General features: G+C 70.1%; 21 protein-coding genes. 14 read left to right on the plus strand and 7 right to left on the minus strand.

What is annotated here, in order from left to right; all coding sequences use genetic code 11:
- Nucleotides 1–13: 13 nt before the first annotated feature.
- Genes ACIF83_RS25695 through nuoN form a run of 13 tightly spaced genes read left to right on the plus strand, consistent with a single transcriptional unit; the run spans nt 14 to nt 15,514 of the window.
- A complete protein-coding gene (locus ACIF83_RS25695) occupies nt 14–568 on the plus strand; it encodes an NADH-quinone oxidoreductase subunit B family protein (protein WP_023547484.1) in 555 nt (184 codons plus the stop codon).
- Nucleotides 565–1,329: an NADH-quinone oxidoreductase subunit C gene (locus ACIF83_RS25700; RefSeq protein WP_393467394.1), complete on the plus strand. Its 765-nt coding sequence runs from the start codon at nt 565–567 to the stop codon at nt 1,327–1,329. Before ACIF83_RS25695 ends, ACIF83_RS25700 begins: the two co-directional genes overlap by 4 nt.
- The gene (locus ACIF83_RS25705; protein ID WP_399730323.1) at nt 1,326–2,666 is read left to right on the plus strand and encodes an NADH-quinone oxidoreductase subunit D; all 1,341 of its coding nucleotides are present in this window, start codon (nt 1,326–1,328) and stop codon (nt 2,664–2,666) included. The genes ACIF83_RS25700 and ACIF83_RS25705 overlap by 4 nt, the downstream gene beginning before the upstream one ends.
- Nucleotides 2,663–3,445 carry an NADH-quinone oxidoreductase subunit NuoE gene (gene nuoE, locus ACIF83_RS25710; protein ID WP_393467400.1) on the plus strand — a complete coding sequence of 261 codons (783 nt, stop codon included), beginning with the start codon at nt 2,663–2,665 and terminating at the stop codon, nt 3,443–3,445. Before ACIF83_RS25705 ends, nuoE begins: the two co-directional genes overlap by 4 nt.
- Nucleotides 3,445–4,788: an NADH-quinone oxidoreductase subunit NuoF gene (gene nuoF, locus ACIF83_RS25715; RefSeq protein WP_393467403.1), complete on the plus strand. Its 1,344-nt coding sequence runs from the start codon at nt 3,445–3,447 to the stop codon at nt 4,786–4,788. Before nuoE ends, nuoF begins: the two co-directional genes overlap by 1 nt.
- A complete protein-coding gene (locus tag ACIF83_RS25720; RefSeq protein ID WP_399730327.1) occupies nt 4,785–7,289 on the plus strand; it encodes an NADH-quinone oxidoreductase subunit G in 2,505 nt (834 codons plus the stop codon). The genes nuoF and ACIF83_RS25720 overlap by 4 nt, the downstream gene beginning before the upstream one ends.
- Complete coding sequence (gene nuoH / locus ACIF83_RS25725; RefSeq protein ID WP_399730330.1) at nt 7,286–8,650, plus strand: NADH-quinone oxidoreductase subunit NuoH; 1,365 nt, start codon at nt 7,286–7,288, stop codon at nt 8,648–8,650. Before ACIF83_RS25720 ends, nuoH begins: the two co-directional genes overlap by 4 nt.
- The gene (gene nuoI / locus ACIF83_RS25730) at nt 8,643–9,245 is read left to right on the plus strand and encodes an NADH-quinone oxidoreductase subunit NuoI (protein WP_393467411.1); all 603 of its coding nucleotides are present in this window, start codon (nt 8,643–8,645) and stop codon (nt 9,243–9,245) included. Before nuoH ends, nuoI begins: the two co-directional genes overlap by 8 nt.
- A complete protein-coding gene (locus tag ACIF83_RS25735; protein WP_398136918.1) occupies nt 9,242–10,084 on the plus strand; it encodes an NADH-quinone oxidoreductase subunit J in 843 nt (280 codons plus the stop codon). The genes nuoI and ACIF83_RS25735 overlap by 4 nt, the downstream gene beginning before the upstream one ends.
- Nucleotides 10,081–10,380: an NADH-quinone oxidoreductase subunit NuoK gene (gene nuoK / locus ACIF83_RS25740; protein WP_386577119.1), complete on the plus strand. Its 300-nt coding sequence runs from the start codon at nt 10,081–10,083 to the stop codon at nt 10,378–10,380. The genes ACIF83_RS25735 and nuoK overlap by 4 nt, the downstream gene beginning before the upstream one ends.
- A 15-nt stretch (nt 10,381–10,395) precedes the next feature.
- On the plus strand, nt 10,396–12,291 hold the full coding sequence (gene nuoL / locus ACIF83_RS25745; RefSeq protein WP_399730334.1) for an NADH-quinone oxidoreductase subunit L: 1,896 nt from the start codon (nt 10,396–10,398) through the stop codon (nt 12,289–12,291).
- A 5-nt stretch (nt 12,292–12,296) separates the two neighbouring features.
- Nucleotides 12,297–13,868 carry an NADH-quinone oxidoreductase subunit M gene (locus tag ACIF83_RS25750; protein WP_399730337.1) on the plus strand — a complete coding sequence of 524 codons (1,572 nt, stop codon included), beginning with the start codon at nt 12,297–12,299 and terminating at the stop codon, nt 13,866–13,868.
- Nucleotides 13,865–15,514, plus strand: coding sequence for an NADH-quinone oxidoreductase subunit NuoN (nuoN, locus tag ACIF83_RS25755; RefSeq protein WP_393467422.1), 1,650 nt, complete (start codon nt 13,865–13,867; stop codon nt 15,512–15,514). Before ACIF83_RS25750 ends, nuoN begins: the two co-directional genes overlap by 4 nt.
- Nucleotides 15,515–15,575: 61 nt before the next feature.
- On the opposite strand, the gene ACIF83_RS25760 is transcribed toward nuoN, so the two are convergent.
- A complete protein-coding gene (locus ACIF83_RS25760; protein WP_399730340.1) occupies nt 15,576–16,118 on the minus strand; it encodes a hypothetical protein in 543 nt (180 codons plus the stop codon).
- 328 nt (nt 16,119–16,446) lie between these two features.
- Between ACIF83_RS25760 and recQ the strand changes: the two genes are divergently transcribed.
- On the plus strand, nt 16,447–18,486 hold the full coding sequence (recQ, locus tag ACIF83_RS25765; protein ID WP_399730343.1) for a DNA helicase RecQ: 2,040 nt from the start codon (nt 16,447–16,449) through the stop codon (nt 18,484–18,486).
- 78 nt (nt 18,487–18,564) lie between these two features.
- Here the strand turns inward: recQ and ACIF83_RS25770 are convergent, their stop codons facing one another.
- From ACIF83_RS25770 to ACIF83_RS25795, 6 genes are read right to left on the minus strand one after another with little or no spacing between them, the layout of a single operon-like run.
- Entirely contained in the window at nt 18,565–21,312 is a 2,748-nt protein-coding gene (locus tag ACIF83_RS25770) for a fumarate reductase/succinate dehydrogenase flavoprotein subunit (protein ID WP_399730720.1), read from the minus strand.
- Between the two features lie 47 nt (nt 21,313–21,359).
- Nucleotides 21,360–22,157 (minus strand): ABC transporter ATP-binding protein, encoded by a 798-nt coding sequence (locus ACIF83_RS25775; RefSeq protein WP_399730346.1) that lies wholly within the window; start codon nt 22,155–22,157, stop codon nt 21,360–21,362.
- On the minus strand, nt 22,141–23,067 hold the full coding sequence (locus ACIF83_RS25780; RefSeq protein WP_399730349.1) for an ABC transporter permease: 927 nt from the start codon (nt 23,065–23,067) through the stop codon (nt 22,141–22,143). Before ACIF83_RS25780 ends, ACIF83_RS25775 begins: the two co-directional genes overlap by 17 nt.
- A complete protein-coding gene (locus tag ACIF83_RS25785) occupies nt 23,064–24,407 on the minus strand; it encodes an ABC transporter substrate-binding protein (protein WP_399730352.1) in 1,344 nt (447 codons plus the stop codon). Before ACIF83_RS25785 ends, ACIF83_RS25780 begins: the two co-directional genes overlap by 4 nt.
- A 36-nt stretch (nt 24,408–24,443) precedes the next feature.
- Nucleotides 24,444–24,671 carry a ferredoxin family protein gene (locus ACIF83_RS25790; RefSeq protein ID WP_010986276.1) on the minus strand — a complete coding sequence of 76 codons (228 nt, stop codon included), beginning with the start codon at nt 24,669–24,671 and terminating at the stop codon, nt 24,444–24,446.
- Between the two features lie 33 nt (nt 24,672–24,704).
- Complete coding sequence (locus ACIF83_RS25795) at nt 24,705–25,496, minus strand: GntR family transcriptional regulator (RefSeq protein ID WP_399730355.1); 792 nt, start codon at nt 25,494–25,496, stop codon at nt 24,705–24,707.
- Nucleotides 25,497–25,635 lie beyond the last annotated feature (139 nt).

Below are 25,635 nucleotides of genomic sequence, written 5' to 3' on the forward strand. Positions count from 1 at the left end.
GGCCTTTAGAGACATGGGACTCGAAGAAAAGCTGCCGAGCGGCTTCCTGCTGACCACCGTCGAGCAGGCCGCGGGCTGGGTGCGCAAGGCGTCCGTCTTCCCCGCCACCTTCGGCCTGGCGTGCTGCGCCATCGAGATGATGACCACCGGCGCCGGCCGCTACGACCTCGCGCGCTTCGGCATGGAGGTCTTCCGCGGCTCGCCGCGCCAGGCGGACCTGATGATCGTCGCCGGCCGGGTCAGCCAGAAGATGGCGCCGGTGCTCAGGCAGGTCTATGACCAGATGCCCAACCCCAAGTGGGTGATCTCCATGGGCGTCTGCGCCTCCTCGGGCGGCATGTTCAACAACTATGCGATCGTCCAGGGCGTCGACCACATCGTCCCCGTCGACATCTATCTCCCCGGCTGTCCGCCGCGGCCCGAGATGCTGATGGACGCGATCCTCAAGCTCCATCACAAGATCCAGACCTCCAAGCTCGGCGTGAACGCCGAGGAGGCGGCCCGCGAGGCGGAGGAGGCGGCGCTCAAGGCCCTGCCCACGATCGAGATGAAGGGGCTGCTGCGGTGAGCGACGCGAACGGCACCAACGGCGCGAACGGGTCCGCGAACGGGGTGAACCCCGAGAAGGACCTCGCCGCCTCCAACCTCCCCGGCCAGCGCGGCCAGGGCGGCGAGGAGATCCGCGTCCAGCGCGGCATGTTCGGCGCCGACAACGGCGGCGACACCTCCGGCTACGGAGGCCTGGTCCGCTCCGTCCGACTCCCGGGACCGGCGAACCGGCCCTACGGCGGCTGGTTCGACGAGGTCGCCGACGAGTTGGAGGGCGCCCTGGAGGAGCAGGGCCTCCTCCCGGAGAACGCCATCGAGAAGACGGTCGTCGACCGGGACGAGCTCACCTTCCACATCGAACGCGAGCACCTGGTCCGCGTCGCCCGCACCCTGCGCGACGACCCGGCCCTGCGCTTCGAGCTGTGCACGGGCGTCAGCGGCGTCCACTACCTGAGCGACAAGGGACGCGAGCTGCACGCCGTGTACCACCTGCGCTCGATCACCCACAACCGGCTCGTCCGCCTCGAGGTCAGCGCCCCCGACAGCGACCGGCACATTCCGTCCCTGGTCTCCGTCTATCCGACCAACGACTGGCACGAGCGCGAGACCTACGACTTCTTCGGGATCGTCTTCGACGGTCACCCGGCCCTGACGCGGATCATGATGCCGGACGACTGGCAGGGCCATCCGCAGCGCAAGGACTACCCGCTCGGCGGCATCCCCGTCGAGTACAAGGGCGCCCAGATCCCGGCTCCGGACCAGCGGAGGTCGTACTCGTGAGCACGCAGTCAGCATCCGCGGCCTCCGCCGCTTCGGCGCGCGAGACCACCGAGGGCACCGTGTACACGGTCACCGGTGGCGACTGGGACGAGGTCGTCCAGTCCGCGGCCCGCGCCGACGACGAGCGCATCGTCGTCAACATGGGTCCCCAGCACCCGTCCACCCATGGAGTGCTCCGTCTGATCCTGGAGATCGAGGGCGAGACGGTCACCGAGGCCCGCTGCGGCATCGGCTACCTCCACACGGGCATCGAGAAGAACCTCGAGTACCGCACGTGGACGCAGGGCACCACGTTCGTGACGCGCATGGACTACCTGACGTCCTTCTTCAACGAGACCGCCTACTGCCTCGCGGTCGAGAAGCTCCTCGGCATCGAGGACCAGATCACCGAGCGAGCCAAGATCATCCGGGTGCTCCTGATGGAGCTGAACCGGATGTCCTCCCACCTGGTGTGCATCGCCACCGGCGGCATGGAGCTGGGCGCCACCACGATCATGATCTACGGATTCCGTGATCGTGAAATGATTCTCGACATCTACGAGCTCATCACGGGCCTGCGCATGAACCACGCGTACATCAGGCCCGGCGGACTCGCCCAGGACCTGCCGCCCGGCGCGGTGGACCAGATCCGCGAGTTCGTGAAGAAGATGAAGAAGAACCTCCCGGAGTACGACAAGCTCGCCACCGGGAACCCCATCTTCAAGGCGCGTATGCAGGACATCGGCTACCTCGACCTGGCCGGCTGCATGGCCCTCGGCGCCACCGGCCCGATCCTGCGCTCCGCCGGCCTGCCGCACGACCTGCGCAAGGCCCAGCCGTACTGCGACTACGAGACGTACGACTTCGACGTCCCGACCGCCGACAGCTGCGACGCCTACGGCCGCTTCCTGGTCCGCCTGGAGGAGATGCGCCAGTCGCTCAGGATCGTCGAGCAGTGCCTGGACCGGCTCCAGCCCGGCCCGGTCATGGTCGCCGACAAGAAGATCGCCTGGCCCGCCCAGCTCGCCCTGGGACCGGACGGACTCGGCAACTCCCTCGACCACATCAAGAAGATCATGGGCACCTCCATGGAGGCCCTGATCCACCACTTCAAGCTGGTCACCGAGGGCTTCCGCGTCCCGCCCGGACAGGCGTACGCGGCCGTCGAGTCGCCCAAGGGCGAACTCGGGGTGCACGCCGTCTCCGACGGAGGCACCCGCCCCTACCGGGTCCACTTCCGCGACCCGTCCTTCACCAACCTGCAGGCCATGGCGGCGATGTGCGAGGGCGGCCAGGTCGCCGACGTCATCGTCGCCGTGGCGTCCATCGACCCCGTGATGGGAGGCGTCGACCGGTGACCACCAGTTCCTCGGAGCGGGGCGTCAGCCTGGGCATGCCCGAACTGCCCGCACCCGCGTACCCGGACGACGTCCGAGCCCGGCTGGAGACGGACGCGCGCGAGGTGATCGCGCGCTACCCGGACTCCCGGTCCGCCCTGCTGCCGCTGCTCCACCTCGTGCAGTCGGAGGAAGGGCATGTCACGCGCACCGGAATGCAGTTCTGCGCGGACATGCTGAACCTGACCACGGCGGAGGTCACCGCCGTCGCCACCTTCTACACCATGTACCGGCGCAGGCCGTCCGGTGACTACCAGGTGGGCGTGTGCACCAACACGCTGTGCGCGGTGATGGGCGGCGACGCGATCTTCGAGACCCTCCAGGAGCACCTGGGCGTCGGCAACGGCGAGACCACCGACGACGGCAAGGTCACCCTGGAGCACATCGAGTGCAACGCGGCCTGCGACTTCGCGCCGGTCGTGATGGTCAACTGGGAGTTCTTCGACAACCAGACCCCCGGCAGCGCCAAGCGTCTGGTCGACGACCTGCGCGCCGGACGGCCCGTGCAGCCCACGCGCGGGGCGCGGCTGTGCACCTTCAAGGAGACCGCGCGGATCCTGGCCGGCTTCCCCGACGAGCGGCCAGGGGCCGTCGAGGAGAGCGGCGGTGCGGGACCCGCCTCGCTGGTGGGCCTTCGCCTGGCAAGGGGAGAGGCCGCACCCGCGCGCGTGGTCCATCCGCGCGGCCAGGAACCACAGGACGCTCCGTCCGCGGGCCGGGCCGAGGAGGAGGGGGAGTGATGACCGTGACCGAACTCAAGGACACCAGCCCCGAGAAGCTGCTCGCACCCGTGCTGTCGGCCTTCTGGGACGAGGACCGGTCCTGGACTCTGGACGTCTACCGGAGGCACGAGGGGTACGAGGGGCTCCGCAAGGCGCTCGCCATGTCGCCGGACGACCTGATCGCGTACGTCAAGGACTCAGGTCTGCGCGGGCGCGGCGGCGCGGGATTCCCGACCGGAATGAAGTGGCAGTTCATTCCCCAGGGTGATGGAAAACCGCACTATCTAGTTGTCAACGCCGACGAGTCGGAGCCCGGGACCTGCAAGGACATCCCGCTCCTCTTCGCGAACCCGCACAGCCTCATCGAGGGCATTGTGATCGCGTGCTATGCCATCAGGTCGTCGCATGCCTTCATCTATCTGCGTGGTGAAGTCGTCCCCGTTCTGCGGCGGTTGCACGAGGCCGTGCGCGAGGCCTACGCGGCGGGATACCTCGGCGAGAACATCCTGGGCAGCGGACTCGACCTCGAACTCACCGTGCACGCCGGCGCCGGCGCGTACATCTGCGGTGAGGAGACCGCGCTGCTCGACTCGCTCGAAGGCCGCCGTGGTCAACCGCGGCTGCGTCCCCCTTTCCCTGCGGTCGAAGGGCTCTATGCCTGCCCGACTGTTGTGAACAACGTCGAGTCGATCGCGTCGGTTCCCGCCATTCTGAAAAACGGCAAGGAATGGTTCAGGTCGATGGGGAGCGAGAAGTCGCCCGGCTTCACGCTCTACTCGCTCAGCGGTCACGTCGCGAGCCCCGGCCAGTACGAGGCGCCGCTCGGCATCACGCTCCGCCAGCTCCTCGACATGAGCGGCGGCATGCGGCCCGGGCATCGCCTCAAGTTCTGGACGCCGGGCGGCTCCTCGACACCGATGTTCACCGACGAGCACCTCGACGTCCCGCTCGACTACGAGGGAGTGGGCGCCGCGGGTTCCATGCTCGGCACCAAGGCCCTGCAGTGCTTCGACGAGACGACCTGCGTGGTGCGGGCGGTGACCCGCTGGACCGAGTTCTACGCCCACGAGTCCTGCGGCAAGTGCACACCGTGCCGTGAAGGGACGTACTGGCTGGTGCAGTTGCTGCGGGACATCGAGGCCGGCAAGGGCGTCATGTCCGACCTCGACAAGCTGAACGACATCGCCGACAACATCAACGGCAAGTCCTTCTGCGCCCTCGGTGACGGCGCGGCCTCACCGATCTTCTCCTCGCTGAAGTACTTCCGCGAGGAGTACGAGCAGCACATCACGGGCCGGGGCTGCCCCTTCGACCCGGCAAAGTCGACGGCCTGGGCCGACCGCCCGGAGGTGAACGCATGACTGTGACCACCAGCGCTCCCTCCGGAGGGGGAGAGGCGGCGGTCCCGCCTGAGGACCTCGTCACGCTGACGATCGACGGCGTGGAGATCAGCGTGCCCAAGGGCACCCTGGTCATTCGCGCCGCCGAGCAGCTCGGCATCGAGATCCCCCGCTTCTGCGACCACCCCCTCCTGGACCCGGCCGGTGCCTGCCGTCAGTGCATCGTCGAGGTCGAGGGCCAGCGCAAGCCGATGGCGTCCTGCACGATCACGTGTACGGACGGGATGGTGGTGAAGACTCACCTCACGTCCCCGGTCGCCGAGAAGGCGCAGCACGGTGTGATGGAGCTGCTGCTCATCAACCACCCGCTGGACTGCCCGGTCTGCGACAAGGGCGGCGAGTGCCCGCTGCAGAACCAGGCCATGTCGCACGGCAACGCGGAGTCCCGCTTCGAAGGCCGCAAGCGGACGTACGAGAAGCCCGTCCCGATCTCCACCCAGGTGCTGCTCGACCGTGAGCGGTGCGTGCTGTGCGCCCGCTGCACCCGCTTCTCCAACCAGGTCGCGGGCGACCCGATGATCGAGCTGCTCGAGCGGGGCGCGCTCCAGCAGGTCGGCACCGGCGAAGGCGATCCCTTCGAGTCGTACTTCTCCGGGAACACCATCCAGATCTGCCCGGTCGGCGCGCTCACCTCCGCGGCCTATCGTTTCCGCTCGCGTCCCTTCGACCTCGTCTCCTCGCCCTCGGTGTGCGAACACTGCTCCGGCGGCTGCGCGACCCGTACCGACCACCGGCGAGGCAAGGTCATGCGACGGCTCGCCGCCAACGACCCCGAGGTCAACGAGGAGTGGATCTGCGACAAGGGACGCTTCGCGTTCCGGTACGCGCAGCTCAAGGACCGCCTCGACACCCCGCTCGTACGCAATGCCGACGGTGTCCTGGAGCCCGCCTCCTGGCCTGAGGCGCTGGAAGCGGCCGCGCGCGGGCTGACCGCCGCACGCTCCCGGGCCGGTGTCCTCGTCGGCGGCCGCCTGACCGTCGAGGACGCCTACGCGTACAGCAAGTTCGCGCGCGTGGCGCTCGACACGAACGACATCGACTTCCGCGCGCGCGTGCACAGCGGCGAGGAGGCCGACTTCCTGGCGGCCCGGGTGGCCGGCCGCGGCCGTGACCTCGACGGTACGGGTGTCACGTACACCTCCCTGGAGAAGGCGCCCGCCGTCCTGCTCGTCGGGTTCGAGTCGGAGGAGGAGGCGCCCGGCGTCTTCCTGCGGCTGCGCAAGGCCTGGCGCAAGCACAAGCAGCAGGTGTTCTCGCTGGCCACACATGCCACCCGCGGCCTGGAGAAGGCGGGCGGCACGCTGCTGCCGGCCGCTCCCGGCACCGAGACCGAGTGGCTGGACGCCCTCGCGAGCGGTGTCGGCCTGGAGGAGCCCGGCACGAAGGCCGCCGAGGCCCTGCGCGCCGAGGGCGCGGTGATCGTCGTGGGAGAGCGGCTCGCCGCGGTGGCCGGCGCACTCACCGCCGCCGTACGCACCGCCTCCGCGACCGGCGCACAGCTGGTGTGGATCCCGCGGCGGGCGGGCGAGCGCGGCGCCGTCGAGGTGGGCGCGCTGCCGTCGCTGCTGCCGGGCGGCCGCCCGGCGACCGACCCGCGCGCGCGGGAGGAGGTCGCCGCCGTCTGGGGGCTCTCCGAACTGCCCCTGCGCTACGGCCGCGACACCCACCAGATCATCGAGGCCGCCGCCACCGGCGAACTGTCGGCCCTGGTGGTCGCCGGTGTCGAGGCAGCCGACCTGCCCGAACCGGCACGCGTGCGTGAGGCGCTCGACAGCGTGGGCTTCCTGGTGTCGCTGGAGCTGCGGCCCAGCGAGGTCACCGAGCGCGCCGACGTGGTCCTGCCGGTCGCCGCGGTCGCCGAGAAGGCCGGCACCTTCCTCAACTGGGAAGGCAGGGTCCGCCTCTTCGAGGCCGCGCTCAAGCCCGACCAGATGACCCGCCGCCTCGCCCCGACCGACGGGCGCGTGCTGCAGATGCTGGCCGACGCCATGGACGTCCACCTGGGCCTGCCGGACCTGCGCACCGCGCGCGCGGAGATCGACCGGCTCGGCGCCTGGGACGGCCCGCGCGCCTCCGAGCCCATGGAGACCGCGGCCGTGCTGCCCCGCCCCGCCGCGGGTGAGGCCGTACTCGCCGGACATCGGCTGCTGCTCGACCACGGTGTCCTGCAGGAGGGCGACGAGGCGCTCGCCGGCACCCGGCACGCCGCACGCGCGCGCGTGTCGTCGGCGACCGCCGCCGAGGCCGGCGTCAGGGACGGCGATCTCCTCGCCGTCACCGGGTCGGCCGGCACGGTCGAACTCCCCCTCCAGGTCACCGAGATGCCCGACCGGGTGGTCTGGCTCCCGCTGAACTCCGTCGGCTCGGGCGTCGCCTCCGACACCGGCGCGCAGCCCGGCTCCCTCGTCCGCATCGGCCCGGCGGCACGTGCCGACGCGGCCCCCAAGGAGGTGGAGGCATGAGCCCGTACCTCGCCGCTGATGACCTCTCGATGTTCGGCCGCGACCCCTGGTGGCTGGTCGTCATCAAGGCGGTGTTCTGCTTCGCCTTCCTGATGGTGACCGTGCTGTTCTCCATCGTCTGGGAGCGCAAGGTCGTCGCCTGGATGCAACTGCGCATCGGCCCGAACCGGCACGGCCCCTGGGGCATGCTCCAGTCGCTCGCCGACGGCATCAAGCTGATGTTGAAGGAAGACATCATCGTCAAGCGCGCGGACAAGGTGGTCTACATCCTCGCGCCGATCGTCGCGGCCATCCCGGCCTTCATGGCGATCGCGGTGATCCCCTTCGGTCCGGCCGACGACGAGATCTCGATCTTCGGGCACCGCACCACGATGCAGCTGACCGACCTGCCGATCGCGATGCTCTACATCCTCGCGGTCGCCTCTGTCGGCATCTACGGCATCGTCCTCGCGGGTTGGAGTTCCGGATCCACGTACCCGCTGCTCGGCGGCCTGCGCTCCTGCGCGCAGATGATCTCCTACGAGATCGCCATGGGCGCCGCGTTCGCCTCCGTGTTCCTCTACTCCGGGTCGATGTCGACGTCGACGATCGTCGAACAGCAGCAGGACCGCTGGTACATCCTGCTGCTGCCGGTCTCCTTCATCCTCTACATCGTCACGATGGTCGGCGAGACCAACCGCGCCCCCTTCGACATGCCGGAGTCCGAGGGCGACCTGGTCGGCGGCTTCAACACCGAGTACTCCTCGATCAAGTTCGCGATGTTCATGCTCGCCGAGTACGTGAACATGGTGACGGTCTCGGCCGTGGCGACCACCCTGTTCCTCGGCGGCTGGCGCGCCCCGTGGCCGATCAGCACCTTCTGGGAGGGCGCGAACCACGGCTGGTGGCCGCTGCTCTGGTTCGTCATCAAGGTCCAGCTGCTGCTGTTCTTCTTCATCTGGCTGCGCGGCACGCTCCCGCGCGTGCGCTACGACCAGCTGATGAAGCTCGGCTGGAAGGTCCTCATCCCGGTCTCGGTGACCTGGCTCATGCTCGTCGCGACCGTGCGGGCGCTGCGCAACGAGAACTACGACTTCGCCGACATCGCCCTCTACGTCGGCGGCGGGATCCTGGCCCTGCTGCTGATCTCCTTCATCGCCGACATGTTCCGCGAGAAGGCGAAGACGGCCGAGCAGCCCGCCGCCCAGCAGCCCGGGTTCGACCCGATGGCGGGCGGATTCCCCGTACCGCCGCTGCCCGGACAGGAACTGCCGCCGGTGCCGAGGCGCCGCTCGCGCGGGGACCGGGAGCTGATTGTCAGTGGCGGGTCGGACACTGTCAGTGACGGATCTTCGGATGGAAAGGAGGCGTCCGATGGCTGAGGAGCCCAAGGAGACCAAGCCCGGTTTCCAGAACCCCGTGGCCGGCTTCGGCGTGACCTTCAAGGCCATGTTCAAGAAGCGGCTGACGGAGCAGTACCCGGAGCAGCAGAAGACCACGGCTCCGCGGTTCCACGGACGGCACCAGCTCAACCGCCATCCGGACGGCCTGGAGAAGTGCGTCGGCTGCGAGCTGTGCGCCTGGGCCTGCCCCGCCGACGCCATCTATGTGGAGGGCGCCGACAACACCGACGAGGAGCGCTACTCCCCGGGCGAGCGGTACGGCCGCGTCTACCAGATCAACTACGCCCGCTGCATCCTGTGCGGGCTGTGCATCGAGGCGTGCCCCACGCGCGCGCTGACGATGACCAACGAGTTCGAACTGGCCGACTCCAGCCGCGCGAACCTCATCTACACCAAGGAGCAGCTGCTCGCCGGCCTCGAAGAGGGCATGGTCGACACGCCCCACGCGATCTTTCCCGGGACCGACGAACAGGACTACTACCGGGGCCTGGTGACAGAGGCCGCGCCGGGGACCGTACGGCAGGTGGCCGACTCCAAGGGAGAGAAGCCCGAAGACCAGGAGGTGGACGCATGAGCCCGCAGCTCGCGGCCTACACCACCTCCACCGGTGAGGCCTTCCAGTTCTGGGTCCTCGGCACGATCGCGGTGATCGGCGCCCTGGGCACCGTCTTCATGAAGAAGGCCGTGCACAGCGCGCTCAGCCTCGCCGGGACCATGATCATCCTGGCGATCTTCTACCTCGCCAACGGCGCCTACTTCCTCGGGATCGTGCAGATCGTCGTCTACACCGGCGCGATCATGATGCTGTTCCTCTTCGTGGTGATGCTCGTCGGCGTCACGGCCGCGGACTCGCTGAAGGAGACCATCAAGGGCCAGCGCTGGCTGGCCCTCCTGTGCGGGGTCGGCTTCGGCGTCCTGCTGTTCGCCGGCATCGGGAACGCCTCCCTGAAGGAGTTCAACGGCACCGGCCAGGCGAACGCGCACGGCAACGTGGAGGGCCTCGCCGCCCTCATCTTCACCAAGTACGTCTTCGCCTTCGAAATCACCGGCGCCCTGCTGATCACGGCCGCCGTCGGCGCCATGGTGCTCACTCACCGCGAGCGCACCGAGCGCGCCAGGACGCAGCGCGAGCTGGCCGAGCAGCGCGTCCGCGAGGGCAAGCACCTGCCGCCGCTGCCCGCCCCCGGTGTCTACGCCCGGCACAACGCCGTGGACATCGCGGGCCTGCTGCCCGACGGCACCCCCTCCGAGCTGACCGTCAACAAGACGCTGCGTGAGCGCGGCCAGATCCGTGACGTGTCGGCGGAGGCGCTGGGCGACCTGCGGGCCCTGGAACAGCGCGCCGAGGAGCGCCTGGAGCGGACCGAGATCGAGCCGACGACGTTCAAGCGGTCCGAGGAGACGTCGAAGTGAACCCAGTCAACTACCTCTACCTCGCCGCTCTTCTGTTCACCATCGGCGCGACCGGGGTGCTGATCCGGCGCAACGCGATCGTCGTGTTCATGTGCATCGAGCTGATGCTCAACGCCTGCAACCTCGCGTTCGTCGTCTTCTCCCGGATGCACGACAACCTCGACGGCCAGATCATCGCCTTCTTCACGATGGTCGTCGCCGCCGCGGAGGTCGTGGTGGGCCTCGCGATCATCGTGTCGCTGTTCCGTACCCGCCACTCGGCCTCGGTCGACGACGCCAGCCTGATGAAGCTGTAAGGGGTCGGAAGAATCGTGGAGAACCTGATCGCGCTGCTCATCGCGGCGCCCCTGCTCGGAGCGGCCGTCCTCCTGGTCGGCGGCCGGCGGCTGGACGCCGTCGGCCACTGGATCGGCACGCTCCTGTCGGCCGCCTCCTTCGTGTTCGGCCTGATCCTCTTCGTCGACCTGCTCGGCAAGGGCGCCGAACACCGCACCCTGACCCAGCACCTGTGGACGTGGATCTCGGTCGGCAGCTTCCAGGCGGACGTCACCTTCCGCCTCGACCAGCTGTCGATGACCTTCGTCCTGCTGATCACCGGCGTCGGCTCGCTGATCCACCTGTACTCGGTCGGGTACATGGAGCACGACGAGCGGCGCCGCCGCTTCTTCGGCTACCTGAACCTGTTCCTCGCGGCGATGCTGCTGCTCGTCCTCGCCGACAACTACCTGCTGCTGTACGTCGGCTGGGAGGGCGTCGGCCTCGCGTCCTACCTGCTGATCGGCTTCTGGCAGCACAAGCCCAGCGCGGCCACGGCGGCGAAGAAGGCCTTCCTGGTCAACCGCGTCGGCGACATGGGCCTGTCGATCGCGATCATGCTGATGTTCACCACCTTCGGCAGCTTCGCCTTCGGCCCGGTCTTCAGCCACGCCGGTGACGCCTCCGAGGGCAGGCTCACCGCGATCGGCCTGGTGCTGCTGCTCGCCGCCTGCGGCAAGTCGGCCCAGGTGCCGCTGCAGTCCTGGCTCGGGGACGCCATGGAGGGCCCGACCCCGGTGTCGGCCCTGATCCACGCCGCGACGATGGTGACCGCGGGTGTGTACCTGATCGTCCGCTCCGCGGCCATCTTCAACCTGGCTCCGGACGCCCAGCTCGCCGTCACGGTCGTCGGTGCGGTCACGCTCCTCTTCGGTGCGATCGTCGGTTGTGCGAAGGACGACATCAAGAAGGCGCTGGCCGGCTCGACCATGTCGCAGATCGGCTACATGATCCTCGCCGCCGGCCTCGGCCCCATCGGCTACGTCTTCGCGATCATGCACCTGGTGACGCACGGCTTCTTCAAGGCCGGGCTGTTCCTCGGCGCCGGTTCCGTCATGCACGGCATGAACGACGAGGTCGACATGCGCAGGTACGGCGGCCTCAGGAAGTACATGCCGGTCACCTTCATCACTTTTGGTCTCGGCTACCTCGCCATCATCGGCTTCCCGTTCCTGTCGGGCTTCTTCTCCAAGGACGCGATCATCGAGGCGGCCTTCGCGAAGGGCGGCACCCAGGGCTGGATCCTCGGCGGCGCGGCCCTGCTGGGCGCGGCCATCACCGCGTTCTACATGACGCGCGTGATGCTGATGACGTTCTTCGGTGAGAAGCGCTGGCAGCCGGACGAGAACGGCGACGAGCCGCACCCGCACGAGTCGCCCAAGGTCATGACGATCCCGATGGTCCTGCTCGCGTTCGGGTCGGTCTTCGCCGGTGGGCTGTTCAGCATCGGCGACCGCTTCCTGCACTGGCTGGAGCCGGTCACCGGCCACAGCGAGGGCCACTCGCCGGTCAGCGCGGCCACGGTCACCGGCGCGACGATGGTGTGCCTGGTCATCGGCGTCGGCATCGCCTGGGCCCAGTACGGCCGCAAGCCCGTGCCGGCCGTCGCCCCGCGCGGATCGCTGCTCACCCGGGCCGCCCGGCGCGACCTGCTCCAGGACGACTTCAACCACGTCGTCCTGGTGCGCGGCGGCGAGCACCTCACGCGCTCCCTGGTGTACGTCGACCACACCCTGGTCGACGGCGTCGTCAACGGCACGGCGGCCGGCTTCGGCGGCCTGTCGGGCCGGCTCCGCCGGGTCCAGAACGGCTTCGTCCGTTCCTACGCGGTCTCGATGTTCGGCGGTGCGGCACTCCTGGTCGCCGTGACCCTGCTGATGAGGGCGGTCTGATACCGATGTCCTTTCCTCTGCTGACAGCGACGGCGGCGCTCCCGGCCATCGGGGCCGTCGCCACGGCCGCCGTACCGGCCGCACAGCGCACCGCCGCGAAGTGGCTGGCGCTGCTGGTCTCGCTCGCCACGCTCGCCCTGGCGATCACCGTCCTGGTCCGCTTCGAACCGGACGGCGCCCGCTACCAGCTCACCGAATCGCACGCCTGGATCGCGGACTTCGGGGTCCGCTACGAGCTGGGCGTCGACGGCATCGCGGTGGCGCTCATCGCGCTGACCACGCTGCTGATCCCGTTCGTGATCCTCGCCGGCTGGCACGACGCCGACCCGCTGGAGACCGGCAGCCGCCGCTGGCGGCCCACCCAGGGCTTCTTCGCGCTGATCCTGGCGGTCGAGGCGATGGTGGTCATCTCCTTCGAGGCCACCGACGTCTTCCTCTTCTACATCTTCTTCGAAGCCATGCTCATCCCGATGTACTTCCTCATCGGCGGCTTCGGGGACCGTGCCCACGAGCACGGCGAGGAGGCGGCCTCCACCCAGCGGTCCTACGCGGCGGTGAAGTTCCTGCTCTACAACCTGGTCGGCGGCCTGATCATGCTGGCCGCGGTGATCGGCCTCTACGTGGTCGCCGGGAACTTCAGCCTCCAGGAGATCGTGCAGGCACGCGCCAACGGCTCGCTGCACATGGCGACGAACACCGAACGCTGGCTGTTCCTCGGCTTCTTCTTCGCCTTCGCGGTGAAGGCGCCGCTGTGGCCGCTGCACACCTGGCTGCCCAACGCCATGCAGGAGGCCACCGCCCCGGTCGCCGTCCTCATCACCGCGGTCGTCGACAAGGTGGGCACCTTCGCGATGCTCCGCTTCTGCCTCCAGCTGTTCCCGGAGGCCAGCAAGTGGGCGACGCCCGTCATCCTCGTACTGGCGCTCATCAGCATCGTCTACGGCGCCCTGCTCGCCGTCGGGCAGCGGGACATCAAGCGGCTGGTCGCCTACGCGTCGATCTCGCACTTCGGCTTCATCATCATGGGCATCTTCGCGATGACCACCCAGGGCCAGTCCGGCGCCACGCTCTACATGGTCAACCACGGCATCTCCACGGCCGCGCTGATGCTGGTCGCCGGATTCCTGATCTCCCGGCGCGGCTCGCGCCTCATCGCCGACTACGGCGGTGTGCAGAAGGTCGCCCCGGTGCTCGCAGGCACCTTCCTCATCGGCGGCCTCGCCACTCTCTCGCTGCCCGGACTCGCGCCGTTCGTGAGCGAGTTCCTGGTCCTGGTCGGCACGTTCACGCGGTACCCGGCGATCGGCATCATCGCCACCTTCGGCATCGTGCTCGCCGCGCTCTACACCCTCGTGCTGTACCAGCGCACGATGACGGGCCCGGTCAAGCCCGAGGTCTCGGCGATGCCCGACCTCCGCGCGCGCGAGCTGGTGGTCGTCGCCCCGCTGATCGTGCTGCTGATCTTCCTGGGCGTCTACCCGAAGCCCGTCACGGACATCGTCAACCCGGCGGTCAAGCAGACCATGTCCGACGTACACAAGACCGATCCCAAGCCCTCGGTGGAGGCGGCCAAGTGAGCGCAACAGCCGTCCACAGCCTGTGGACAAACGCGGCCGAGCCGATCTCGAAGATCCCCACGCCGAAGATCGAGTACGGGCAATTGTCGCCGACCTTGATCGTCGTCGGTGCGGCACTGGTCGGCGTGCTGATCGAGGCGTTCGTCCCGCGCAGGTCCCGCTACTACGCCCAGGTGTTCGTGTCCGTCGTGGCCCTCTGTGCCGCGTTCGCCGCGGTGGTCGCCCTGGCGGCCGACGGCTACGGCACCACCAAGGCGCACGTCGCGGCCATGGGAGCGATCGCGGTCGACGGTCCGGCCCTGTTCCTGCAGGGCACGATCCTGCTGGCCGGTCTGGTCGCCCTGTTCACCTTCGCCGAACGGCGTCTGGACCCGGCGGCGCACGGCAACCGGGTCGACTCGTTCGCGGCGCAGGCCGCGTCCGTGCCGGGAAGCGACAGCGAGAAGGCCGCCGTGAAGGCCGGGTTCACCACCACCGAGGTCTTCCCGCTGCTGCTCTTCGCGATCGCCGGCATGTTGATCTTCCCCTCGGCCAACGACCTGCTGACGCTGTTCGTGGCCCTGGAGGTCTTCTCCCTGCCGCTGTACCTGCTGTGCGCGCTGGCCCGCCGCAAGCGGCTCATGTCGCAGGAGGCCGCGGTCAAGTACTTCCTGCTCGGCGCGTTCGCCTCGGCGTTCACGCTGTTCGGCATCGCCCTGCTGTACGGCTACGCGGGCTCGGTGTCGTACGCGCGCATCGCGCAGGTCGTCGACGGCACGGTCACCAACGTCGACCCGGCGCTCGCGGGCACCATGGGCAACGACGCGCTGCTGCTGCTCGGCAGCGCCCTGATCGTGATGGGCCTGCTCTTCAAGGTGGGCGCGGTGCCGTTCCACATGTGGACGCCCGACGTCTACCAGGGCGCGCCGACCCCGGTGACCGGCTTCATGGCGGCGGCGACGAAGGTGGCGGCGTTCGGCGCGCTGCTGCGCCTGCTGTACGTCGTCCTGCCCGGCATGCGCTGGGACTGGCGGCCGGTCATGTGGGCGGTGGCGGTCGTCACCATGCTGGGCGGCGCGATCATCGCGATCACGCAGACCGACATCAAGCGGCTGCTGGCGTACTCGTCGATCGCGCACGCCGGATTCATCCTCGCGGGTGTCATCGCGACCTCGAAGGACGGCGTGTCGTCCGTGCTGTTCTACCTGGCCGGGTACTCGTTCGTGACGATCGGTGCCTTCGCGGTGGTCACGCTGGTGCGCGACGCGGGCGGCGAGGCGACGCACCTGTCCAAGTGGGCCGGGCTCGGACGCCGGTCGCCGCTGGTGGCGGCCGTGTTCGCGGTGTTCCTGCTGGCCTTCGCCGGTATCCCGCTGACCTCCGGTTTCGCCGGGAAGTTCGCCGTGTTCAAGGCGGCGGCGGACGGCGGTGCGGCCCCGCTGGTCGTGATCGGTGTGATCTCCTCGGCGATTGCCGCCTTCTTCTACATCCGGGTGATCGTGCTGATGTTCTTCAGTGAGCCGAGGCCCGAGGGTCCGACCGTGGCCGTGCCGTCACCGCTGACCATGGCGGCGATCGGGGTGGGTGTGGCGGTCACGGTGGTGCTCGGTGTGGCGCCGCAGTACTTCCTGAACCTGGCGAGCCAGGCGGGAGTGTTCGTGCGCTGAGGCCCGCGCCACGCCCCTGCGGCCCCGGTTCCTCCGAGCGAGGAGCCGGGGCCGTCGTCTGTCAGTGGCCCGGCATTTTCGACATGCCCGGTGTTGCCGACGAAGGGCACTTCACGGTCGGGTTCCACTGGGAGAAGAGACCGCGGGGGTTCTTCTTGTAGAGCCACACGTGCAGGTCGTAGTGGGTGGGCATGCCCGGGTAGTGGCCGGCCATCGGGCCCTGGAAGTCCTGCCCGAACAGGCGGGGCCGCTTCATGTTCTTGCCGGTGACCGGGACCACCCACTCCACACCCACGAGCCGGCGCCCGCCGTTGGCGTTCTCGTAGAGCAGGCCGGCCGGCTTCTCCGGGTCGAGGGAGCCGAAGCGGGACTCGTTGAAGTAGTGGAAGCCCATGGCGCCCTCGGCGCGGGCGAGACACACGTGCGGCTCGTAGCCGGCGGCGGTCGCGAACGGCTCGTAGCGGTACAGCGCCGTCGCCGTGTACGCCGCGGTCAGCTGCGGGTCGGTGAAAGTGTCCTGGTCGGCGGCGTGGGCGGGCACGGAGGCGGGCACGGCGAGGGCCGAGACAAGGGCGAGCGCGGTTCCGGCGAGGCGAGCGATCATGAGGCGGGGCTCCTAGGGGCAGACGCGGGTGTACCGGGTGGGAAGCGTGATCCGGCGGCGAGCGGGCCTCCCCGGCCCGCTCCAGCAGCCTGTCCTCGGGCGAGGGGAGCGGCCATCCAGAGGCGCCCAATGGGTTGAGCGGTGGCCTTTCGGCGGTATCCGGCGCACCCGATGGGGTGCGGGATCGGCTGTCCGGAAACAGTCGGTGGGTTGATATGACAAGTCACTCGCACCTGTGGACAACTTCCGACGCTGCCGGCGCGGGCGCCTATCGTGGACGCAGTGGTCGAGGGACGACGCACGGGGGACGGACTCGGGGGACAGGACGATGGGCGCGACGGGCGGGATCAGCGAGATGCCAAGGACGACCGAGGGGCCGGGCGCGGCCGCGAGCGAGGCGCTGGCCACGCTGCACCGGGTCTTCGGATACGAGGCCTTCCGCGGTGAGCAGGAAGCGATCATCGAGCATGTGGTGGCGGGCGGAGACGCCCTCGTCCTCATGCCGACCGGCGGCGGCAAGTCGCTGTGCTACCAGATCCCGGCCCTGGTCAGACCCGGTACGGGCGTGGTGATTTCGCCGCTGATCGCGCTGATGCAGGACCAGGTGGACGCCCTGCGAGCCCTCGGCGTGCGGGCCGGCTTCATCAACTCCACGCAGGACTTCGACGAGCGGCGCGTGGTCGAGGCCGAGTTCCTCGCCGGTGAACTGGACCTGCTGTACCTGGCCCCGGAGCGGTTGCGGGTCGAGGCCACACGCGACCTGCTCTCCCGCGGCAAGATCTCCGTCTTCGCCATCGACGAGGCGCACTGTGTGTCCCAGTGGGGCCACGACTTCCGCCCCGACTACCTGGCCCTCTCCCTGCTCGGCGAGCGCTGGCCGGACGTCCCGCGGATCGCCCTCACCGCCACGGCCACACGCGCCACCCACCAGGAGATCACCCAGCGGCTGGACCTGCCGAGGGCCCGGCACTTCGTCGCCAGCTTCGACCGGCCCAACATCCAGTACCGGATCGTGCCCAAGGCCGACCCCAGGAAGCAGCTGCTCGCCTTCCTCAGGGAGGAGCACGCGGGCGACGCCGGCATCGTGTACTGCCTCTCCCGCAACTCGGTGGAGCGGACGGCCGAGTTCCTGAGCAGCAACGGCATCGAGGCGGTGCCCTACCACGCGGGCCTGGACGCGGGCATGCGCGCGGCCCACCAGTCCCGGTTCCTGCGCGAGGAGGGCCTGGTCGTGGTCGCGACCATCGCCTTCGGCATGGGCATCGACAAGCCGGACGTGCGCTTCGTCGCCCACCTGGACCTGCCCAAGTCGATCGAGGGCTACTACCAGGAGACGGGCCGTGCGGGCCGCGACGGACTGTCCTCCACCGCCTGGATGGCCTACGGCCTCAACGACGTCATCCAGCAGCGCAAACTGATCCAGTCCGGCGAGGGCGACGAGGCGTTCCGCCGCCGGGCCTCCGCTCACCTCGACGCCATGCTCGCCCTGTGCGAGACCGCCCAGTGCCGGCGCGGCCAGCTGCTGGCCTACTTCGGCCAGGAGCCCTCCGCCACGGGGTGCGGCAACTGCGACACCTGCCTGTTCCCGCCGGAGACCTGGGACGGCACGATCGCCGCGCAGAAGGTGCTGTCGACGGTGGTGCGGCTGCAGCGGGAGCGTGGGCAGAAGTTCGGCGCGGTCCAGATCGTCGACATCCTGCTCGGCAAGCGCACCGGCAAGGTGATCCAGTTCGACCACGACCAGCTGTCCGTGTTCGGCATCGGCCAGGACCTCGCCGAGGCCGAGTGGCGGGGTGTCGTCCGGCAGCTGCTGGCGCAGGGGCTGCTCGCGGTCGAGGGGGAGTACGGCACGCTGGTGCTCACCGAGGCGAGCGGTTCGGTGCTGCGACGGGACCGGGAGGTGCCGCTGCGCAAGGAGCCGAAGAAGCCGGCCACGTCGCGGTCGGGTTCGGGCGCCTCCTCCGGCCGGGGCGACCGCAAGGCCAAGGCCGCCGCGGTCGAGCTGCCCGACTCGCTGCTCCCCGCCTTCGAGGCCCTGCGCGCCTGGCGCGCCGAACAGGCCCGCGAGCAGGGCGTCCCGGCGTACGTCATCTTCCACGACGCCACCCTCCGGGAGATCGTCATCTCTTGGCCCGGCTCGGTGCGGGAGTTGGGCACGGTGAGCGGGGTCGGCGAGAAGAAGCTGGCGACGTACGGGGAAGGAGTGCTCGAGGTGCTGAACTCCCTGGACGCACCGGGCACGGCTGCCGGTGGCACGGCCGCGGGCGGTGCCACCCCTGCGAGCGGCGCTTCGCCGGCGCCCGGCGACTCCCCGGACGACTACTGGCCCGAGCCGGGGGACGAGCCGGAACCGGACGACTGGATATAGCGCGCCGGATGCCCTGGGAGGCCGTCCTTCTCTTCGGTACTGCCTCTTCGGAACTGCGCCCGAGACGAAGCCAGGGATTCACAACCCCCGTGCCGCGTACGCCCTGACATCCGCGTCCGAATCGGTCGTGGCGGTGGCCAGAGCCGCGCGGGCCTGCTCGGTGGCGTTGTGCCGGGTCAGGGCCAGGACCGCCGCCTTGCGCACATCGGGGTTCGGGTCGGCCAGGGCCTTGGCGAGGGCGGGGACAGCGGAGTCGGCGGGTGCGACCGACAGCGCGGTGGCGGCACCGGAGCGGACCTGCCAGGCCGGGTCGGAAAGGGCGGCCACGGCACGTGCGACGAGCGGCGCCGGGCAGCCAGGAGTGGCCAGCGCACCCAGCGCGGCACCGCGCACCAGCGGGTCGGCGTCCTCGGTGAGCCGGTCCAGGGCGCCGGTGAGCAACTCCCGGGCCTGCCGGTCCAAGGGCGCCGGGCTGACGGCGGCCAGCGCCTTGGCCACGGTCACGCGGACCTCCCGGGAGGGATCGTTCGCGGCGCCCGCCAGTGGTTCGGCCGCGTCGACCGAGACGAGGGCACGCACGGCCTCGATACGGACCGGGATGTCGGGGTCGTCCAGCGCGGCGGCGAACACGGCGGCTTCGCCCAGCCTCAGGGCGCGCAGGACATCGAGGGCTGCGGCGCGGACCACGGGGTCCGCCTCGGCGAGCGCGCCGATGAGGGCGGTGCCGAGGGCGGGTTCGGACGGCAGGGTCTCGACGAGTTCGCGCATCGAGGCCGCGGCGGCCGCACGGACCTCGGCGTCGGGGTCGGCGAGGGCACCGGCCAGGGCCTGCCCGGTACCGGTCGGCACGGTCTCGGTGAGGACGGAGACGGCCGTACGCCGGACCGCGCGATCGGGGTCGGACAAGTAGGGCTCCAGGGAAGCGAGTTCGGGCCCTTCCTCGGCCAGCCGCAGCAGCTCCAGGAGCCGGGGCGAGGCGGTGGCGGGGGCGCCGCTCGGGTCCGCTGACCCGGTGGCGCGGGTGGACGCCGGTCCGGTGGCGACCGGTGCTGCATCGCGCGGTCCGGCCGTGGCGATGTCCTCGGGCCGGACCTCGCCCAGATGCCGGGAGGGGCCGCCGACCGGGGCGAAACCCTCGACCGGGACCAGATACGGAGCCACGGGTCGGGCCGTGAACTCCATCGCACCAGAGGGGGACTTGTGCAGATCGAGGTGGTGGAACCAGGAGGCGTCGTCGCGCCGGGGGTGGTCGATCCGGTCGTGATAGAGCCCCCAGCGGGACTCGGTACGGGCGAGGGAGGCGCGGGCGGCCATCTCCGCGCAGTCGCGGATGAAGGCGACCTCGGCGCAGCGCATCAGCTCGTGCGGGGTGCGGGCGCCCAACGCGGCGATGTCGGCGCGCATCCGCTCGAAGGCGTCCAGGGCGAGGGAGAGGCGGACGCCGGACTTGGGCGGTGCCACGTAGTCGTTCACGAAGCGGCGCAGCTTGTACTCGACCTGGGTCTGCGGCGGGCCGTCCGGGTTGCGCAGCGGGCGGTAGATCAGCTCGTGCGCCTCGCGGACCTGGTCCGCGGGAAGCTCTCCCGCGTACGCCGTGTACTGGGCGGCGTCCGCACCCGCGAGGTCGCCGAAGACGAAAGCGCCGATCATGTAGTTGTGCGGGACGCAGGCGAGGTCGCCCGCGGCGTACAGGCGGGGGACGGTCGTACGGGCGTGGTCGTCGACGCGGACGCCGGAGGCGGAGTGGCCGCCGCACAGGCCGATCTCGGAGATGTGCATCTCGACGTCGTGGGTGCGGTAGTCGTGCCCGCGCCCGGCGTGGAAGGTGCCGCGGGTGGGCCGCTCGGTGGAGTGCAGGATGGACTCCAGGGCGGAGATCGACTCCTCGGGCAGATGGCTCAGCTTCAGGTAGACCGGGCCGCGATCACTGGCGACCTCCGCCGCGAACTCGGCCATCATCTGCCCCGACCAGTAGTCGGAGTCGACGAACCGCTCGCCGTGCCGGTTGACCTGGTAGCCGCCGAAGGGGTTGGCGACGTAGGCGCAGGCCGGACCGTTGTAGTCCTTGATCAGCGGGTTGATCTGGAAGCACTCGATCCCGGTCAGCTCGGCGCCCGCGTGGTAGGCCATGGCGTAGCCGTCGCCGGCGTTGGTGGGGTTCTCGTAGGTGCCGTAGAGGTAGCCGGAGGCGGGCAGACCGAGACGGCCGCAGGCGCCGGTGGCGAGGATCACCGCGCCCGCGCGGACGGTGACGAAGGCACCGGTGCGGGTGTGGAAGCCGACGGCGCCGATGGCCCGCCCGTCGTCCGGCGCGGTCAGCACACGGACCGGCATCAACCGGTTCTCGATGCGGATCCGCTCCCGCATCTCCCGCCGTCGCAACTGCCGGTACAGGACCTTCTTGACGTCCTTGCCCTCCGGCATCGGCAGCACGTACGAGCCCGAGCGGTGAACCTGCCGGACCGCGTAGTCCCCGTGCTCGTCCTTCTCGAACTTGACTCCGTACGACTCCAGCCGCTGGACCATCGCGAAGCCGCGGGTGGCGGTCTGGCGGACGCTGGACTGGTCGACGATGCCGTCGTTGGCGCGGGTGATCTCGGCGACGTAGTCGTCGGGCTCGGCGCGGCCGGGGACGACCGCGTTGTTGACGCCGTCCATGCCCATGGCGAGCGCGCCGGAGTGGCGGACGTGGGCCTTCTCCAGGAGCAGGACGTCCGCGCCGCGCTCGGCGGCGGTCAGGGCGGCCATGGTGCCGGCGGTGCCGCCGCCGATGACGAGGACATCGCAGGTCAGCTCCTCGGCGTCGGTGACGGCGGGGATCTCCATGGGGGTCTGCGCGGGGGCGTTGGCGGGGGTGGTCACCGGGGTGCCTTTCAGGTGCCGAGCGAGGAGAGGACGGCGCGGCGCAGGATCGCGCGGGCCGGGTCGTCGAGGGCGCCGCGGTCGCGCGGATGCGGCACGTCGCGTACGGAGGCCGCGCGACCGGCCCCGAGGAGGGCGACGCGGTCGCCGAGGAAGAGCGCCTCGTCCACGTCGTGCGTGACGAAGACGACGGTCGCACCCGTGCCGCGCAAGACCTCCACCAGCAGGTCCTGCATGCCCGAGCGGTTCTGGGCGTCGAGGGCTCCGAAGGGTTCGTCCATGAGGACCGCGCGCGGGCTGTCGGCCAGGGCGCGGGCCAACTGGGCACGCTGGCGCTGCCCGCCGGAGACGCGGTGCGGCAACTGCCCCGCCTGTGCGCTGAGTCCGACGCGTCCGAGCCAGGACTCGGCCCGGGAACGGCGCTCGGTGCGCGGTACGCCGCTGATGGCGAGGGGGAGTTCGACGTTTCCACGCAGGGTGCGCCAGGGCAGCAGCGCGTCCTCCTGGAAGACCAGTGCACGGTCGGCGGACGGCCCGGTGAGCGGGCTGCCGTCCTGCTCCACCGCCCCGGCCAGCGGTGACAGCAGCCCGGCGAGCGTGCGCAGCAGCGTCGACTTGCCGCAGCCGGAGGGGCCGACGACGGTGAGGATCTCGCCTGGCGCGACGTCCAGGTCGACGTCGTGCAGGACCGGGGCATCCGGTCGGCCGAGGACGGCGGCACGGAAGGTGAGCCGGGTGCCGCGTATGGCCTCCCGTGAGGTCGCCGCAGGAGCGGCGCCGGTCACGACCGTCTCAGACGAGGTGCTCATCGCGCGCCCCCTGCTCGCGTTCGTCGTGGCCCTGGTGCTGGGCCTCGGGCTGGTTCTCGGGGTTGCCCTCTGCCTTCACTGCGACCGGGGCGGCGAAGCGGGGCACCGGAGTGCGGGCCCGGCCGCCGGGGACGTACGAGGTGCGGGGCAGCCAGCGGGTCAGGCGCCGGCCCAGGAGTTCCACGGCCGTGGAGGTGACCCAGCCGAGGAGGCCGATCGTGACCATGCCGACGAAGACGCCCGGGTAGTTCACGACCGTGTAGTCCTGCCAGGTGCGGTAACCGACGCCGTACTGGCCGGAGATCATCTCGGCGGAGATCACGCAGATCCACGAGACGCCGATGCCGACCGACAGGCCGCCGAAGATGCCGGGCAGCGCGCCTGGCAGCACGACCGAGCCGAGGATCCGCAGCCGGCCGCCGCCGAGGGTGCGCACCGCCTCCTCCCAGACGGGGGTGAGCGCACGGACCGCGTGCCGGGTGGAGACCAGCACAGGGAAGAAGGCGGCGGTGCACGTGATGAAGACGATTCCCTGTTCGTTCGAGGGGAAGAGGAGGATCGCGACGGGGACGAGAGCGATGGCCGGGATCGGGCGGACGACTTCCAGGACCGGGCCGAGCAGGTCCTCGGCGAGGCGCGAGCGGGCCACGAGCACGCCCGTCGCCACGCCCAGGACGGCTGCCAGCGCGAAGCCGGTGAGGATGCGGGTGAGGCTGTCGGTGAGATCGGTCCAGTAGTCGGCGCCGGAGACCCGGTCGGCGAAGGCCCGGGCCACGTCGGTGACTGTCGGGAACTGCGAGAAGCGCAGCCACAGGTCGACGTCCAGGCTGGTCAGCAGCTGCCAGAGCCCGAGGGCGGAGGCCAGGGACACCGCCCGCAACGCATAGCGGGCGAGCGGCCGCCGGGTCATGAGGACCGTCCGAGTGCGGCGGTGTACGAGACGGTACGGGCGCCGCCGTGAGCCGTGATGTACGCCTGCGCTGTCGCCGGGGCCACGAACGGCAGCAGCTGGTCACCGTCGGCCACCCAGACCGCCTTGTCGGCGAACCAGAGGGTGCCGGTGGTGGCGTCGGGGACGTAGGCAGCGCGGATGCCGTCCCGATGCCCGGCCACGTAGGCCAGCAGCTCCTTCGGTGACTTGAAGGAGACGGTCTTCTCGCTGCCCTTGGGCCATGCCTCGCTCGCGGCCGGTGCGGGTGTGGCGGCGAGCCGCTCGGCGTAGGAGGCGCCGAGTGCCTTCTTCACGTACCGGTCGTCGATGAAGGAGTCCACGTCTATGTCGCCGGTGAGCTTGGCGGCCTTGAGGACGGAGACGTCCTGCTTCAGCGCGGAGACGAGCTGGGGTTTGACGGCCGGATCGAAGGTGGCGATGCCGTGGGCGCCGTTGTAGAGGTAGACGACCTCGGCGGGCAGACCGGTGGCTCCGGCGACATTCTCCGCGGCGGTCACCGGGTGGTCGTCGAGATAGTCCGAGGCCTGTGCCTGGGCCCTCAGAAAGGCCTCCAGAACGGCCGGGTGCTGTTTGGCGAAGTCCTCGCGGGCGGTGACACCGTGGAAGGTCGGGAGGTTCAGCTCGGCGCCGTCGTACAGGGCCTTCGCCTTGCCCTGGTAGGTGAGCAGGCCCGGCCATGCGACGAACTGTGACAGTGCGTCCACGCTGCCGGCGGAGAGGGCCGACGCGCCTACGGCGGGCTGCTGGTTGAGCTTCGAGACACCGGTGTTCGGATCGATGCCTGCGCGCTGCAGGGCCCGTACGAGGGTGCCGTCGGCCGCGGAGCCGACGCTCGTGGAGACCTTCTTGCCCCTGAGGTCCTTCAGGGAGGCGAGCTTGGAGTCCGGGGCGGTGACCACGGTGTTGAGGCCGCCGCGCAGGTTGTAGCCGGTGACCGACACCAGGTGTGTGGGGCGGCCGAGCTGCTTGCCGCGGGCCGCGTTGAGCAGCAGGGGGAAGTCGCCCATCGACCCGATGTCGATCTTCCCGGCGGTCATCTGGGCGGTGATCGGGGCGCCGGTGGCGTAGTCCTGCCAGTCGACCTTGTAGGTGTGGCCGTCGTGCAGGGCGTTCAGCTGCTTCTCGAAGTAGCCGAGGGAGCGGAGCAGGGTCCCTGCGGTGACGGTGTTGATGGTCTTGGACTGGTAGCCGACGGTCACGGTGATCGTGGAGCCGCTGCCCGCTTCGGCGCTGCCGGCACATCCGGACAGGGGCAGGAGGAGCACGACGGCTGACAGGGCGACTGCCTTGCGTTTCATGGTTGTTCGGCCTCTCGCCGGAGCGGGTCGGAAGGGTCAGCGGAGCAGGTAGGGCATGTTGACCGTGACGGCTCCGGTGGGGCAGCGGGCCGCGCACGGGCCGCAGTACCAGCACTCGTCGACGTGCATGTACGCCTTGCCGTTGCTCTCGTCGATGGCGAGGGAGTCCAGCGGGCACATGTCCACGCAGAGCGTGCAGCCGTCGATGCACTTCGACTCGTCGATGGTCACGGGCACGTCGGCCCGCTGGGGCGCCAAGGGCATGGCTGTCTCCAGGGAACGGGTCAGGCAGGGTGGTTACAGCGACCGGTGGAGCAGGCCGCTCATGGTGATGCGGTCGCCGCGGAAGCGGATGAACTCCAGGTCGACGGGGCGGCCGTCGGCGAGGTGCGTGAGGCGTTCCAGCATCAGCACGGCTGCGCCGCGCGGGGCCTGGAGCACGGCGGCGGAGTGGGCGTCCGCGTTCACCGCCTCCAGGGTGATCTCGGCGTGGCCGAGGCGCTGGCCGGTGATGGCTTCCAGCAGGCGGAAGACATCGGTGTTCTCCAGGTCGGCGCCGAGCAGGGCGGTTCCGATGTCGAGCGGGATGTAGGTGAGGTCGAGGGAGAGAGGGAGGCCGTTCAAACGGCGGAGGCGTTCGATGTAGAGGACGTCGGCGCCGGCCGGGACACGGAGGCGTTCGGCCACCGGGGCGGGCGCGGGGGCGGGGCCCAGGGTGCGGACCTCGTTGGTGACGCGGCCGTGTTCGCGCAGGGTTTCCGCGAGGCCCATCAGGCGGTCGAGGCCGTGCGGGTACTTCTCGGCGACGACGACGGTGCCGACCCCGGGCAACCGCTCCACCAGGCCTTCCGCCCGAAGCAGGTCCAGGGCCTGGCGGACGGTGTTGCGGGAGGCGCGGTAGTCGGTGGCGAGGGTGGACTCGTGGGGGAGGGTGCCGTCCTCGAAGGCGCCGGTGAGGAGCTGGTGGCGCAGGAGGTCGGCGAGCTGCCGGGCCCGGTCCGCGCGCAGCCGGCGACGCACGCGGTGGGCGGCGACGGTGGTCGCGGCGCCCTGACCGGTGTGGTCTCGGGAGCGGTCGGTGGGTGGCATGGCTGGAACCATACCGAGGGGGTAGGGAATGAGGTGTTTCTGGAGTGTTGCGCCAGGTGAGGACGCGTCGGATGGGCCGCTGAGCTGCGGTTTTCCGAGTAGACGGGCCAGAACTGCCACTCGGCTGCTCTTCGGTTCA

This window comes from Streptomyces sp. NPDC085866, assembly GCF_044541035.1.
Taxonomy (GTDB): Bacteria; Actinomycetota; Actinomycetes; order Streptomycetales; family Streptomycetaceae; genus Streptomyces.

What these genes read in the sequence shown, in the direction of transcription:
- ACIF83_RS25695 (WP_023547484.1), top strand. Translation starts at nt 14, where the DNA reads ATGGGACTCGAAGAAAAGCTGCCGAGCGGCTTCCTGCTGACCACCGTC.
- nuoF (WP_393467403.1), top strand. Translation starts at nt 3,445, where the DNA reads ATGACCGTGACCGAACTCAAGGACACCAGCCCCGAGAAGCTGCTCGCA.
- ACIF83_RS25720 (WP_399730327.1), top strand. Translation starts at nt 4,785, where the DNA reads ATGACTGTGACCACCAGCGCTCCCTCCGGAGGGGGAGAGGCGGCGGTC.
- nuoH (WP_399730330.1), top strand. Translation starts at nt 7,286, where the DNA reads ATGAGCCCGTACCTCGCCGCTGATGACCTCTCGATGTTCGGCCGCGAC.
- nuoI (WP_393467411.1), top strand. Translation starts at nt 8,643, where the DNA reads ATGGCTGAGGAGCCCAAGGAGACCAAGCCCGGTTTCCAGAACCCCGTG.
- ACIF83_RS25735 (WP_398136918.1), top strand. Translation starts at nt 9,242, where the DNA reads ATGAGCCCGCAGCTCGCGGCCTACACCACCTCCACCGGTGAGGCCTTC.
- ACIF83_RS25750 (WP_399730337.1), top strand. Translation starts at nt 12,297, where the DNA reads ATGTCCTTTCCTCTGCTGACAGCGACGGCGGCGCTCCCGGCCATCGGG.
- ACIF83_RS25760 (WP_399730340.1), bottom strand. Translation starts at nt 16,118, where the DNA reads ATGATCGCTCGCCTCGCCGGAACCGCGCTCGCCCTTGTCTCGGCCCTC.
- recQ (WP_399730343.1), top strand. Translation starts at nt 16,447, where the DNA reads ATGGGCGCGACGGGCGGGATCAGCGAGATGCCAAGGACGACCGAGGGG.
- ACIF83_RS25770 (WP_399730720.1), bottom strand. Translation starts at nt 21,312, where the DNA reads ATGGAGATCCCCGCCGTCACCGACGCCGAGGAGCTGACCTGCGATGTC.
- ACIF83_RS25775 (WP_399730346.1), bottom strand. Translation starts at nt 22,157, where the DNA reads ATGAGCACCTCGTCTGAGACGGTCGTGACCGGCGCCGCTCCTGCGGCG.
- ACIF83_RS25780 (WP_399730349.1), bottom strand. Translation starts at nt 23,067, where the DNA reads ATGACCCGGCGGCCGCTCGCCCGCTATGCGTTGCGGGCGGTGTCCCTG.
- ACIF83_RS25785 (WP_399730352.1), bottom strand. Translation starts at nt 24,407, where the DNA reads ATGAAACGCAAGGCAGTCGCCCTGTCAGCCGTCGTGCTCCTCCTGCCC.
- ACIF83_RS25790 (WP_010986276.1), bottom strand. Translation starts at nt 24,671, where the DNA reads ATGCCCTTGGCGCCCCAGCGGGCCGACGTGCCCGTGACCATCGACGAG.
- ACIF83_RS25795 (WP_399730355.1), bottom strand. Translation starts at nt 25,496, where the DNA reads ATGCCACCCACCGACCGCTCCCGAGACCACACCGGTCAGGGCGCCGCG.